The organism is Myxacorys almedinensis A (assembly GCF_010091945.1).
GTDB classification, from domain to species: domain Bacteria; phylum Cyanobacteriota; class Cyanobacteriia; order Leptolyngbyales; family Leptolyngbyaceae; genus Myxacorys; species Myxacorys almedinensis.
Window position 1 is genome coordinate 1 of sequence record NZ_WVIE01000026.1, and the last position, 14,843, is coordinate 14,843.

Sequence of the window (14,843 nt, forward strand, 5' to 3'; positions counted from 1 at the left end):
GAAACCGTTGCTTCTGTCACTGGCTTTAGCTTTATCGTAAATGCACTATCTGTCGCAGGCATTTTTTGATTTGGTATTAGGCTAGTTCACACCGGAAAGTGTGAGAGGCAGGTTCCGGTGCTGCAAAAAGGTGATGCAGCTAACCGGTATCCTGACTTGTTGGCTTAACCCGACCTCAGGTTAATGATAGCGAAAGCCTCAATGGGTTTTGACAATCAAGCAGCAGTCAAACTGTAGTTAAAGCTGTCAGACTATGGCGCTCTGGAATATTGAGAAATCCACTTTCTATGAAGTAAGAAAAGTAAGTTTCGAGAACACTATCATCAATTGGCAAGCACTGAATCTCTGTATTCGCCAATCCTACAATTGTGTTTTGGCAATCTACTCTCTGAAGCGCTAGGGTTTCTAGAGAAACCGGCTTACCGCTTTTTTCTGAAAATAGGGAAATCAGAGGACTCAAAGCATTATTTTGAGTTGATTTGAGAGCAGATAACTCAGCTTGCCACTGTTCATAAGTGACGAGTTGAATTGAATAATTCAGCGATTTTATGTGCTGTACTAGTTTTTCTAGGGGCAAAAAATGGGGGTTAACCAAATGAAATGCCTTGCCCCACGATTCTGGTTGTCTAGATAAATGGACGATCGTTTGGCTAATGTAATTAACCGGAGTGAGATTCATATTCAACTCTAAGTTTGGAGCTTTACCAAGTTGAATTAATCCTTTGATAATTCTGCTGATCAGGTCGTCTGTTTTAGATACGCCTGTTTGGTCGTGTCCGACAATCATGCCTGCTCTAAAAATACAGGTTGGGATGCCGCGATCGCGAGCCGCCATGATCAACTTTTCAGCCACCCATTTGCTCTGGGCATAACCGTTATAAAGCCCTTCTGCTCCCAATAGGTCGTCTTGCTCTAGCAGGCGTTTTGTATCGGCGTAGGCAGATGAATGAAACACATCCAGCGTTGAAATAAAATGGACAGGCTTAGTCTTACACTGGCAGGCTAATTTCAACACTTCTTGTGTACCCAAGACGTTCGCGGCTCGAAGTGCTGTGTAAGGATAGATGAGATTAACAAACGCACCATTGTGATAAATCAGATCAATTTTGCCTGCTAGCTCCTGAAAGTCTTGATGAGAAAGCCCTAAAAGCGGTTGCGCCAGATCTCCTAGCACAGGAACAATTCTAGAGGCGTACTCAGGATGGTTTAATCGATATCGAGCCAGGTTTTGGGCAATCTTCTGCATGCCTTCTTCTTCAGTTGAGGCACGGACTAAACAATAAACCTTCCCTAGGGTCTGCTCTAGAAGTTCCTGAAGCAAGAATGCGCCTAAGAATCCGGTGGCTCCGGTAAGGAAGATAGCTTGGGGTTCGACAAGGGTAGGGAGCGTCCCTTTAGAATAAATCGAAGGAGCAAGCACTGTATCAGCTTGCAGGTCTACCCACGTTAGATCATTCTTATCTGATGCACTTTCTCCATCAGAATGTTGCAAAGTTGCGTTTTTTGCAGGGTTGCGCTTGGCGTTAATTGCTTGGGCTAATCCTGCTATGGTAGGCGACTGGAAGAGGGCAATTAGCGACAGTTCAATCTGAAACGTTTCTTCTACGTGAGCCATTAACTGAGTGACGAGAAGCGAATGTCCTCCCAACTCAAAAAAGCTATCGTGGACGCCAATTTGCTCTATGCCCAACATCTGCGACCAGAGACTCGCCAACTGTTCCTCAACTTTCGTCTGAGGTGCGACATAAACGGCTTCCAAGTCTGGGCGAGCCTGACTAGGCGCAGGTAAAGCGCGGCGATCGATCTTCCCATTGGGGGTGAGAGGCAACGACTCTAGCACCATAAAAGTAGAAGGAATCATGAATGCGGGCAGTTTCTCTCTGAGGAAAGCGCGTAATTTTGGAATGAGGTCTTTGGCACTTGTGGTTCTGGTTGGATTGTTGGCATAAGTACTCAAAGGCTGCATCTCGGTTTGGGAGGCAGGCAAGGCTGCGATCGCCCAAGCATTAGCGACTTGAACCCCTGGCGATCGCTGTTGCAGCAAAACGTCATAACAACCGATTTCTCCTGAAGCAGACCAATTGATCGACACATCATAGGCAACGTCTTGGCTGAGTTGCCACACCTCTTCTGGGTCAACTCCAGTACGCTGCAATTGGTGTTCTAACTGTTTCCATAGATCTTCTATCGTGTTGGGGCATTCAGAGCTTGTCAACACTTGAAGGGTTGTCATTTCTGCTGCAATGCGCGCATTAGGAATGCCGGTAATGCTGACTCGCTCTGGCTTTTCCTCTAGTAAAAACTGACGAATCTTAGAAAGCGTTAAGGTTTGCTGTTGCCAATCTAACCAAATCGGCTCAGCATCTGGCTGTGTACTGGTTTCAACCTGCAGAACCACATCGTAGCGAAAGCGCGTCAGTTCATTATGGTAGGAACCCCGCTTGATCTGCACTTGAACTTGATCGACTTGAGGAAAATGATGCTGAAATGCGGTGAAGAATCTTGGATCGATCACAAGTTCTCTTTCGTGATTGATGCGATCGCGGATGCGCTGCTGTAAATGAGTGGTTGACCCAGAGTTGACCGATTGGTGAAGTTGTACAGAGGTATGGAATGCTTCTAAGAGCGGCAAACTTCGCACATCACCAACAAAAATGTGACCTCCCGGTTTGACGGCTCGTACAGCCATTTTTAGCACGTTTACAAGATAGTCAATATTCGGAAAATATTGAATCACAGAGTTGAGAACAATCGTATCTACCGACTGTGGCTCAATGTTTTCTAAAGCATCAGCTGCTTTTTGGTAAAGCGTTACATTCGACCCATGGGGATAGGTTTTCTGTAATTGCTGATCAATATAGCGAATCGCTTCCGCAGAAATGTCTGTACCAATGTAGTGAGAGCAGTAAGGAGCGAGGCGAAACAACAGTAACCCTGTACCACAACCAATTTCTAAAATTTTTTGGGGGCGTAGTGCAAGAATGCGATCGACCGTGTGTTGAACCCATTCTTTTAGTTCGTGGGCAGGAGTCATCTTACCCGTGTAGCTGCTGTTCCATCCGGCGATATTAAATGTAGGATCGTGTTCATTTACTGCTTCGCTATAGGCAGCACTCCAGATCTTTTGCCATTGCGATGTGATTTCAGCATTTTCAGCCACGGGGGCTAATCCATTGGGTTCTGTCACCTGTACATCAGATTTAGGTGCAATATAGGCGACGAGACGTTTTTCTTCGCCATCGTTTCCATGGGCAATAACGACCGTTTCTTTGACATCATCATGCTGGCTGAGCGCCGCTTCAATATCTCCAAGTTCGATTCGGTGACCTCGAATTTTGACCTGATGATCAATGCGCCCAATGTACTGAATGCTGCCATCTGGAAGAGAACGGGCTAAATCGCCTGTTCGATAAAGCCGTGCTCTGGGCGTAGTGCTAAATGGGTCGCGAATGAACTTTTCTTGAGTCAACTCTGGGCGATTAAAGTAGCCGCGGGCAACGCCCTCTCCGCCAATGAAGACTTCTCCAGGCACACCAGGAGCAGCAAGTTTAAGAGTATCCCCTCTGCGGCGTGCGGGTTCCTCGATCAGGTAGATTTGAGTGTTTGCGATCGCGTGACCCAACGGCACAGCGCCCTCTCCGGGCCCAACTTTGCCCACCATTGACCACACCGTTGTTTCGGTAGGTCCATACATTTGCCACAACGAATCGCCTCGCTCTAAAAGTTGATTAGCAAGCGATCGCGTCAGGGCTTCTCCACCACACAGCATCTTCAGATCTTTTTTGCCCCGCCACCCGGCGCTTAGTAGCATTCGCCAAGTTGCTGGAGTCGCCTGCATCACAGTTGCCTTCGATTCGGACAAAAGTTTGGATAGTAGCGCTCCGTTGGATGCGAGCTCGCGACTGACTAAAAGGATGCCAGCACCCACGCTCAGCGGCAAGAACAATTCCAGAACTGCAATATCAAACGAAATCGTAGTTACGGCTAGAAGAATGTCGTGATGGGTCAGTCCGGGTTCTGCCTGCATAGAGCGCAAGAAATTGACGGCAGCTTGGTGGGTAATCTGGACGCCTTTGGGCTTACCCGTTGAGCCAGAGGTGTAGATTACATAGGCTAAATGGTCGGCTGTAACCAGGCTAACGAGATTTTCTGTAGGCTGCTGGGCTACAGTTTGCCAGTCGATATCGAGGCAAAGCACATGGGCGTGATCAGCCTGTGGCAAGAGTGGCAGGAGAGAGTGTTGAGTGATTAGAACGGGAAGTTGGGTGTCGTCAATGACAAATGCCAACCGATCTTGGGGGTAGTTGGGGTCGAGCGGAACATATGCCCCGCCTGCTTTTAAAATGCCTAGCAGAGCGATGAGCAAGTTCAGCGATCGCTCGACACAAATGCCAACTAGGGTTTCTGACTTTACCCCAAGAGTTTGTAGATGGTGGGCTAGTTGGTTTGCTTTTTCATTTAGCTCTTGATATGTCAGCCGTTGGCTCTGAAAAGTGGCTGCTATGGCATCAGGAGTTTTTGAAGCTTGCAGTTCAATGAGGTGATGAATAGCAACATTATCTGTAGCAAACGGCATTACGTTCTCCTTGACCTTGGATACTAAACTAGACAGATTCTTAGTGTGTTGAATTGCTGTATAAATTGATACGGCAAATTCCACTACACTTAGATTTCCCAAGAGCCGAAGTTAAGGAAACGGTGCTTCACGTTTAATTTACGATCGTCAGATATTATTTAAAAGGTCGATTTTGTTGCCAGATTGTGTATTTTTTGATTGAATAACTATGGTCTCAACGTTTGTTCTGTGGAGATCTCTTTTTGTCGCTTAGGCGAGAACAAACGAAACCAACGCATTGACGCCAAGGGCGTATTCCAAATCATCGATATAGGTCACGTTACGCCATTCGTCTAAAACGCAAAGGAGCGATCGCACTGCCAGATCTCGCTGAATCAGGTCTACAACAGCTTGCCATGCTTCGGTAGGTGTGATGAAATAGCCGAGTTGGATCATGCCGCCTTCGTGCCACCAAATGCTAATCCATCCCGGATCGTGTTCCATAATTTCTACACATTGTCCAAGGTATTCCATAATGTTTTCGCTTCATATTTGAGTTTGATGTGCAACTAAGATACTGACCCTGCTGCGATCGTGTCGTCTACTGAAGGGAAAGGAGCCTGCGATCGCACTCTATATCTGTAGAAGCAGCCTATAGATATAGGGTGCGCCTTGAGTAGGGGAATGTTTCGAGTTCTTCACTTTCGCGAGAAGAGGGTCAAAGGTGAGGGCATTCTAGGTCATAGCGTCCGTTTTGAAGTTAATGCTGAAGGACACACTTCCCTACAACGTTCTGATCTGCAAGATCGTTTCGCTTTCACGTCCCTCATCAACTTTTTAGATAGATATTTCTTGTAGACCTGGGTTTCAGGCTTGTACCGAGCCTATAAAATCTTTTTTAGAAAATTTTTTCTATTTAATTGAACCTATCTCCCTACTTGCACAGTCAAAGAGATATGACCCTCGGTTCTCGTTAAAATTGTGAATTACTTTTCATCCTTTAGACCGATACATTTAGTACACTAAGTGCTTTACAAAACTTAACATGTTGACCCTTTCAGCCCTTCTGAGCCGCTAAATTATGTCGCCTCCACAGTTACCGCTTCGCAAACCGCGCCGTCTCCTGTCTACGGCTTTGATGGTTCGATTAGGCTTTGTTGGGCTGCTCTTGGTTGGAACAGGGTGTAACCTTATCCCTTCTGGCGATGCCCAGACCCGACCAGACGCCCGCTCCCAGAGCGGGCCGGCAGCAGTGGATGTTGCGATCGCTCGTGAGTCTGCCCTCGAAACCGCGACTGCCTACACTGGGACGACCCGCCCCTTTCGGGAGGTTTCACTGCGATCGCAAGCCGAAGGGCAACTCACCGATTTGAGCGTTGATGTTGGCGATCGGGTGATTCGGGGGCAAACGTTAGCCCGGATTGATAATCGGCTCTCGACGGCGGCAGTGGCGCAGGCACAAGCGGAAGTAGCGGCACGAGAATCGGAAGTAGCAAGCCTGCAAGCCGATGCTGATGATGCTCAGACTCAGGTAGAGCGATCGCGCTTAGAGTTGCAGCAGGCGAGATCGGATGCCAGCAGACAGGCACAACTCCTGCGCTCTGGCGCGATTTCTGAGCAGCAGGCTGAAACTGCCCAAACCAATGCCAAAACGGCAGAACAAGCGCTTCGCTCTGCTGAACGGCAGGTTCGCAATCGGCAGCAGGCAGTAGCGGCGGCGCAGCGGCGCGTGACGGCACAGCAAGCGCTCGTTGCTCAGGAGGAAGAACGCCAGTCGTACAGCACCCTCACTGCCCCGGTCAGCGGCTCGGTGCTAGAACGCCTGACGGAGCTAGGAAACTTAGCGCAGCCCGGCAATGAGATTTTGAGGCTAGGAGACTTTAGCCAAGTCAAGGTGGAAGTGCAGGTCTCAGAGCTAGAGCTTGGGCAGATTCGCGAAGGGCAGCAGGCGCAAGTCCGGCTAGATTCGCTGCAAAATCAGACCCTGATCGGTCGAGTGACGCGCATTTCACCAGCGGCTGATCCGCGATCGCGCCTCATCCCGATTGAAGTTACAATCCCCAATCAAAATCAGCGCATTGGTAGTGGGCTGTTGGCGCGGGTCAGCTTTAACTCGCGTCAGGCACAGCAGGTGGTGGTTCCAGAAACCGCTGTGCAAACCGGCAACCGCAGGCAAGGAGCAGCAGGAAATCGTTCGGGCAATTCGGGCGAAACTCGCGATCGCGGAGCTTCTCAGCCCCAAACTGCTAGCCGCACAACCTCTGGTAATCGTGCTTCTGCATCATCCCAAGCCGAGCAACAACCCCGAAGCGCCACCTTATTTGTAGTGAACCGCACCGGAGACCAGGCAACGGTGGCAGCCCGCCAAGTGCAAGTGGGCAATCGTAAAGATGGGCAAGTCGAAATTTTGTCGGGGTTGAAGCCGGGCGAATCCTTTGTGGTACGCAGCAGTGGTGAACTGAAAGAGGGTGATCCAGTCCGGCTGAGTTTGATTTCTGAAACTAACGAAAACGAGAAAAGCTAGGGTAGGAATTCACATGACTTCATCTTCTCAGCCACGCGGCTTTAGCATCAGTGGCATTGCAGTTCGGCGGCATATTGGAACGCTGATGTTAACACTGGCTGTTATGGCGATCGGCGTCTTTTTTCTGTTTACCATTCAGGTGGATCTGCTACCGTCGATTACGTATCCCCGGATTGGCGTACGAGTCAACGCTCCCGGCATTTCGCCAGAAGTTGCGATCGATGAAGTGACTCGTCCTTTGGAGGAAGCCTTATCAACCACTGAAGGCGTTGTACAGACGTTTTCCACCACTCGTGAGGGTCAGGTAAACGTCGATCTGTATTTTCAGCCAGGGGGCAATATTGATCAAGCCTTAAACGATGCAACGGCGGCGTTCAATCGTGCTCGTGGTCGGCTTCCTAGTACCATTGAAGAACCTAGATTATTTAAAGTTGATCCCTCTCAACTCCCCGTTTACGAAGTTGCCCTCACGTCAGACTCATTAGAACCGGTTGATTTGCGCGTATTCGCTGATGAAGAATTGGGTCGGGAACTGACCGTGGTTGACGGCGTTGCGGCGGTAGACGTGGCGGGTGGGGTTTCAGAAGAAGTCCGAGTGTTGGTTGATTTTGATCGGCTGCAATCGTTGGGCGTCGGGCTAAATGAGATCTTGACCCAACTGTCTGAAACGAATCGAGATGTTTCGGGTGGGCGAATTTTAGGCGAAAACTCCGAGCCGTTGACACGGGCAATTGGACGCTTTCAAGACGCTTCAGAAATCGAAAATCTGTCCTTTATTGTGAGTGATGCGCCAGAATCGGGCAATGCATCGGGCACCACAGATAGCCCAGAGGCAACCCGGCGCGTTTATTTGCGAGACGTTGCGGAGGTCAGCGATGGTACGCAGCAGCAACGACTCTTTGTCACGCTCAACGGTAGCCCTGCCGTTAAACTCAGCATTCAGAAACAACCGGATGCCAATACAATTCAAGTTGTAGAAGGGGTGAAGCGGCGGATTGAAGAGCTTAGAAGTGCGGGCGTTGTGCCGCAAGATATGCAGCTATTGCCGACCTTAGACGAGTCGATTTTTATTCGCAATTCGATTTCTAACGTCACCACTGCTGGTTTGGTTGGGGCGGGGCTAGCCGCGATCGCAGTTCTCCTATTTCTGGGTTCGATTCGTCAGACGCTGATTATTGTTCTATCGATTCCGTTAGCCACGCTCACAGCTATTATCTTGATGCGATTGTTCAACCTGTCGCTCAACGTGTTTAGCTTGGGCGGTTTAGCTTTGGGCGTGGGCATTGTGGTAGACAACTCGATCGTCATGCTGGAAACGATCGCCGAAGGCTCTGGGATGACGCTGGGGCACGAATCTCGCACCCGGCTTAACTCCCAAGAATTGATTGAGCAATCGATTGTCAGCAGTCAGTCTGTAGAATCTGCCCTACTTGCTTCTACGAGTACAAACCTGGTTGCGGTGTTACCTTTTTTGCTGATTGGCGGATTCATTGCACTCCTGTTTAACGAACTAATTTTAACGATTAGTTTTTCCGTTGCTGCTTCCATTTTCGTTGCTGTTACGATCGTGCCGATGATGGCATCACGGCTGTTGGCGATCCGATGGTCGAGCCGAGTTGGGCAAACCTGGCTCCTGCGGAACTTTAACCAACGGTTTGAAGCCTCGACACGCCAGTATCGATCGCTGCTAGATACAGTGCTGCGGCGGCGATTGCTGGTGATTGCGATTACCTTTCTAGTGTTGGGCGGCAGCAGCCTTTTGGTTCTAGGCAGCATTCCCCAAGAAATTTTGCCGCGCCTCAGCACTGGGCAAGCGAATCTGTTTGCGCGATTTGCACCTGGCACACCGATCAATACAAGCCTCAAAGTCATGAGTGAGGTGGATAAAATTTTATCGGAGCAGCCGGAAACAGAATATGTTTTTACTACGATTGGCGGGTCTCTGTTTGGCAGCAACACGAGTGAAAACGCAGTGCGAAGCTCTAGTAACATCACCCTCAAACCAGGGACAAATGTCCCAGAATTTGTCGAGCGCGTTACTCAAGAATTTAATCGACTCAACTTAGTAGACACGCTGCTACGCCTAAGCCCAGGACAAGTGCGAGGGCTGATTCTTAACAATTCTCCGGTGCGGGGTGCAGATGTGGATGTGCTGTTGCAGGGCAATAGTGCCGCTCAACTAGAGCAGGCAGGGCGACAAGTGATCGCAGCGTTGGGTCAGGCAAAATTGGCGAGATATCGCCCCGACACAGATCAGCGCCAACCTGAAATTCAGATTCGCCGCGATCGCGAGCGAGCCGCCGAACTTGGACTCAACACTCAAGACATTGGCACGACGATTCAAACTGCCCTTGAAGGCTCTGTCCCGACACAGCTTCAACGGGGAAACCGGCTGGTTGATGTGCGGGTTGAATTAAAGGACGGCGTGATTCAGCGCCCGTCGCAACTTGCCCAGTTGCCGCTTTTCACCCCTGATAGGCAGCTTGTGAGGCTGGGGGATATTGCTCAAATTGAGACTGGAGAAGCCCCTGGAGAAATTCAGCGCATTAACCAACGCCAAGTCTTTCAGATTGCCGGAACGTTGAATGATGACGCAAGTTTGGGAGGAGCTTTAGAAGAAGTCAATCAGATCTTCCAAACGCTTCAGCTACCGGAAGGAGTGAGTCGGCTGCCAAGCTCAGCCGCGCAAAGTAACCAGCAAATTCAGTCGGCGCTGCCGCTCTTAGGCGGGCTGGCGGCGTTTCTCGTGTTTGTTGTGATGGCAGTGCAATATAACTCTTTAGTCGATCCGCTCGTGATTATGCTAACCATTCCCCTTGCGATCGCAGGTGGGATTTGGGGACTCTTCATCACCAACACTGCGATCGGCGCAACGGTGATTGTTGGGGCTGTCCTCTTGGTAGGTATTGTTGTGAACAACGCGATCGTCATGGTGGAGTTGGCTAACCAGATCCGCGAACGAGACGGCGTGACCCGGCGAGTTGCCATGCTGCAAGCCGCCCCTCAGCGACTTCGACCAATTCTAATGACGGCGATCACAACCGTTTTAGGGATGTTTCCGCTTGCCTTAGGCTTGGGCGAGGGCGGCGAGTTCTTGCAACCGCTTGGAATTGTGGTGTTTTCTGGCTTGTCGCTAGCAACGATTCTCACGCTCTTCATTATTCCTTGCTTTTATCTACTGCTCCATGATATTTTTGGACGATTTGAAGCGAAGGAACGAGTTGAGCAACGCGCAAAGACTTCATTCGATTCGGAAGATAATAAAGGTGAGGAGGCGTTTGATGTACCTCCAGTGCGGAGTCCTGAAGAGAGCTTGCCCAGAAAGTAGACTCTAGAGAACCCAAGTGTTGGTCACTTAGCACAGAGAACGATCGCGCCTCCTTCTACAGAAGGCAGACAGCACGCTGGTTTCAAGTCGCTTTCCGGACTAAAGACCTGCACTGAAGAAGATAACAGAACTGGATAGCCCTCGGCTTTCTTGATTAGAGAAACCAATTTGGCACTCCTCTACTGAGTTTTCACCATTAAGAAAGCTCATTTGAAACCCGCGTCATGATCCCCTTACGTTGGATTAAAAAGTTGCCCAAAGGATTTGAAACTCTTTAAACTCTACCGTTAGGTGGAATTATAAATTTCTATACTAAGGACGTTGAGATCTTATGGCGACAGGCTTTTCAGGGGCATCTACTAGAAACTGGGTCAATCGGGCGCGATCGCATCGTTCGTCTCGCGCTATTGTTTTACTGATGATTGCGGCGGGGCTGATCAGCATCTGCTTATTCCGGGTTGCCTATCTTCAGCTTGTGCAAGGTCAGTATCATCGGCAACTTGCAGACAACAATCGGATTCGACCATTGCCCATTGTTGCCGATCGGGGCAATATCCTCGATCGCAAAGGCAATACCCTAGCCACAAGCGAGTTGTCGCGATCGGTCTACCTCTACCCGCGAGAGCAACCAAAAGAGCAATGGCAAGAAAGTGCCAAACAGTTGAGCCAGATTCTAGATATTCCTGCCGCAGACATTCTCAAACAGATTGAAGAGCGGGGATACCAGTCGGCAATGCCCGTCAGAATTTACCGAAAACTTGACGAACAGCGATTCATTGCCCTATCTGAAAGTGGGGCGATCCCCGGACTTGAAATGCAACCGGAATCCAACCGATTTTATCCCCACGGCAGTTTGGCATCTCATGTCATGGGATATATCGGCGAGGCAACCCGCGACGATTTGATCAACCACCCCGAATTTCCGGTTGGGATGTTGCTTGGCAAAGCGGGGATCGAGCGGATTGCAGATGATGTGCTGCGAGGAAAATGGGGTAATCGGCTGATTCAGGTCGATTCGGTGGGCAAAGAGCTAAATATGCTGGGAGTCCAGCAACCTGTGTCTGGTGTGCCTCTGCAACTTACGTTAGATCTCAAATTGCAGCAAGCCGCCGAAAAAATGCTCAACAATCGGCGGGGCGCCGTTGTCGCGATGGATGTGAAGACGGGGGCTGTTTTGACGCTGGCAAGCGGGCCATCGTTTGATCCGGGTATGTTTACGCGAAAAATCACTCAGAATGAATGGGATGCGCTTCAGAACGAAAATACCCCCCTGTTAAACCGGGCGCTGCAAGGGTATCCGCCCGGAAGCACGTTCAAAATTGTGACGGCAGCCGCAGGAATGCAATCGGGCAAATTTTCTCCTGAGTCTACGTTAATGACCTATGGAGCGCTCAACATTGGGGGAACGTTTTTCCACGAGCATGGCGGCAGCGGCTACGGCGTAATTGGCTTTCGAGAGGCATTTACGGTTAGCAGCAACACTTTTTTCTACCAGGTCGGTATGGCAGCAGGTCCAGAAGAAATTGCAAAATGGGGGCGCAATCTTGGCATCGGGATCTCATCTAACATGGGGCTAGATGGGGCTAGTCATGGAATCATTCCGACGCCAGAGCAAAAGGAGTCGCTCTACAACGAGCCTTGGTATGGTGGCGACACGGTTAGTATGTCGATTGGGCAAGGCGTTGTGCAGGTGACACCCCTAGAAATGGCGGTTATGGTTTCTGCGATCGCAAACGGTGGCAAGCGAGTTAAGCCTCATTTGATGGTGAATCAAAACTTCCAGCCCGATGCACAGCCTACTCCTACGGGATTGAATCCAGCAACCATCAAGGTGATTCAAGAAGGGCTAGCGGCAGTTGTGAAAGAGGGAACGGCGCGTCAGCTTAACGATGGCTCTATCCCGCCAACTGCTGGAAAAACAGGAACCGCAGAGGTGCTAGGACAGCGTGATAATGCGGTGTACGTAGGCTACGGACCGGTGAACAATCCCCAAATTGCAGTGGCAGTTGTCGTCGAGAATGGTGGGTTTGGGGCAGAATCGGCAGTGCCAATTGCCCACGAGGTTTACAAAGCATATTTTGGTTCTCAGAAGAAATCTGGTTCCTAATCAATCGTCTATAGACACAGCAATAGAGAGACACAGCAATAGAGATTTTTGAGTATTTTCAGAAATCCTTTTTTGTTGTGAAAGGAACAAATATAATTAATACACAGAAATAAATCTGGGTACTTTTGGTGTTTTCCGAGTTGAGGCGTTGTGGGTGGGAGCAAGTTTGTGGATTACGATCTTCCGAGCTTTTCAATTATTTTAGAAACGGAAAACTTGGCGAATGCTGACTTAAAAGGACTTTCGCGATCGCTCTCCTCGCTTGCTGCCCAAGACCCGGCTCCTACTTATGCAAATGAAGTTATTCTGATCGATAGTGGCAATACCCCAACCGAAGTGCTAAAAGAATTGTGTTGCCTCTATCCTTGGGTCAAAATTCATGAAGCCCAAGCTGGTATTGGATATTACCAGTCCAAAATGTTAGGAGCAAAGCTAGCAACTGGAGAAATTATTGTTTACTACGATTCTGATTGTGTCTATGCTCATCAATGGTTAAAAACCATATTGCAACCATTTTTACAATCAAAAGATGTCCAAATTGTTGCAGGTGAGACCGTAACAAATAATGTTGGAATTTATGGCACTGCGATGGCAATGACCTATATTTTCCCTCCATTTTCTGGTCAACAAGAGTTAACTTCAACAAAGCAATATTTTCTAAACAATGTTGCTTTTCGTCAAGACTTTTTGCTGCGCTATCCGATTCCTACACAGTTGCCGCTTTACCGAGGAAACTGCGTTATTCATGCCCATCACATCCGAGAGCAAGGCATTATCATTTGGCAGCAACCGCAGGCGAGAGCGTTTCATGCGCCTCCCAATGGCGTCTCTCATTTCTTCTGGCGATTTCTGTTAATTGGGCATGATTATTACTGGCAAAGGCGGCTCCTCAGACCTGGCAAAAAACAGACTAAAATAGATGATCTGAGCATGAATGGGATAGGCGGAAAACTACAGATATTTCGCGATCGCATTCATAAACTGGTAGCAAACGACCTTCGCCATTTATTCTTTTTGCCGCTAGCGATTCCGATCATGATTGCCTCAGCGTTGCTAATTTATCTGGGTTTCCTAATCACGACTTGGAAACCAAACTATCTGTTAGCGCAATATAACAAACTTTTAGAAGAGAGCCAACGGGTTACCTGACAATGCTCTTACGCCCTCTGGCACAGCCACCGGAGTGCGTTTTATAGCCACGCCTACGAATTGGGTAGCAAGGTTTCTTCAGCTAACGTTACCGCGCTACCCAACGGCTGAGTCACTTGGCGAAGCAAAATGGTTTCTAAACGGTTGTTTCTAATCCGAAGGGCTTCGAGTTCAAGTTCACCCCATTGCACGCGATCGCGCTCGGCTGGAACGTGCCCTACCTGATGAATCATAAAGCCAGCCAAGGTTTTGTAGGCGTCGCTCGGTGGAAAGTTTACCCCAAGTTGCTGGTTCAAGTCTTGCAAATCCATAGAGCCGTCTACTTTGACCGAATACGGGTCGCAGTGAACAATTGGCGTATCGGATGGCACGGCTTCGCGATCGCGCGATCCGATCAGCAGGTTCACCGTAGCATTGAGCACCACCAACGCCGGAGCAAAAAGATAGGAACAGAGGTTTAGGGGACGAATCAAGAGCAGCGCGGTGCGTTCTGGCGCTTGAGAAGCCAAGACTTTGGGGACGAGTTCGCCTAAAACGATCTCGACGTAGGTCACGAGTAAAAACGCGATCGCAGTCGCAATCGAGTGACTCGTCAGCATCGCAGGCAAGGGCGGAATGGGTAATCGCGCGATCCAGGGTTCGATCCAATGCACCGTTGCGCCTTCGCCAAGCCAACCGAGGAGAAGGCTGCCTGCTGTGGTTCCGGTTTGGGTGACCGAGAGATACTGCTTGAGGTTATTTTGGGCGTGCTGCACCTGTTGGGCGATGGCTTGAGTCTCGGTCTGTTGCGTGAGCCGATAGATTTCGCCTTTGGACGCAGATACGATCGCAAGTTCTGCGGCGACAAAAAACGCAATCACCAAGACCAAAACAAGTAATATTGCCAATTGCAAAAGCGCCTCTGCGGCTTCAATCTCGATGGTGTGTAGAAAGGTCAAAGCTCGGCTCCAAATTGTTAAGGAAGATACCTTTACTAGTTTAGTGAGTTCGTTAGCCAAACGACTTGTACCCCTTGGCGCAGTTTCCAGAAGAGACGTTGGTGCTAGCTTTAGCCAGGTTGTTGGTCTCTATGGTTTCTCCGTTATAAATTAGATCTCCACCACAGAGCGATCTAATGAGAGACTTTAGAGTTAGGATTTTTGGTGTTGCTTCCCTTTCACACAAAAGAGTGTGGCAACGT

Annotated in this window: 7 protein-coding genes; 4 read left to right on the forward strand and 3 right to left on the reverse strand. The window is 49.3% G+C overall.

What is annotated here, in order from left to right; translation table 11 throughout:
* Positions 1-226: 226 nt before the first annotated feature.
* Positions 227-4,576 carry an amino acid adenylation domain-containing protein gene (locus GS601_RS18090; protein ID WP_162424696.1) on the reverse strand — a complete coding sequence of 1,450 codons (4,350 nt, stop codon included), beginning with the start codon at positions 4,574-4,576 and terminating at the stop codon, positions 227-229.
* Between the two features lie 249 nt (positions 4,577-4,825).
* On the reverse strand, positions 4,826-5,089 hold the full coding sequence (locus GS601_RS18095) for a hypothetical protein (protein ID WP_162424697.1): 264 nt from the start codon (positions 5,087-5,089) through the stop codon (positions 4,826-4,828).
* Positions 5,090-5,636: 547 nt separating this feature from the next.
* Here GS601_RS18095 and GS601_RS18100 point away from each other — a divergent pair.
* The 4 genes from GS601_RS18100 (at position 5,637) to GS601_RS18115 (ending at position 13,663) form a co-directional block, all read left to right on the forward strand.
* Positions 5,637-7,079 (forward strand): efflux RND transporter periplasmic adaptor subunit, encoded by a 1,443-nt coding sequence (locus GS601_RS18100; RefSeq protein ID WP_162424698.1) that lies wholly within the window; start codon positions 5,637-5,639, stop codon positions 7,077-7,079.
* Between the two features lie 13 nt (positions 7,080-7,092).
* A complete protein-coding gene (locus GS601_RS18105) occupies positions 7,093-10,407 on the forward strand; it encodes an efflux RND transporter permease subunit (protein WP_162424699.1) in 3,315 nt (1,104 codons plus the stop codon).
* 331 nt (positions 10,408-10,738) lie between these two features.
* Positions 10,739-12,514, forward strand: a complete 1,776-nt coding sequence (gene mrdA / locus GS601_RS18110; protein WP_162424700.1) for a penicillin-binding protein 2 — start codon at positions 10,739-10,741, stop codon at positions 12,512-12,514.
* A 168-nt stretch (positions 12,515-12,682) separates the two neighbouring features.
* A complete protein-coding gene (locus GS601_RS18115) occupies positions 12,683-13,663 on the forward strand; it encodes a glycosyltransferase (RefSeq protein WP_162424701.1) in 981 nt (326 codons plus the stop codon).
* Positions 13,664-13,716: 53 nt separating this feature from the next.
* Here GS601_RS18115 and GS601_RS18120 read toward each other — a convergent pair whose 3' ends face one another.
* Positions 13,717-14,601: a CNNM domain-containing protein gene (locus GS601_RS18120; RefSeq protein WP_162424702.1), complete on the reverse strand. Its 885-nt coding sequence runs from the start codon at positions 14,599-14,601 to the stop codon at positions 13,717-13,719.
* Positions 14,602-14,843 lie beyond the last annotated feature (242 nt).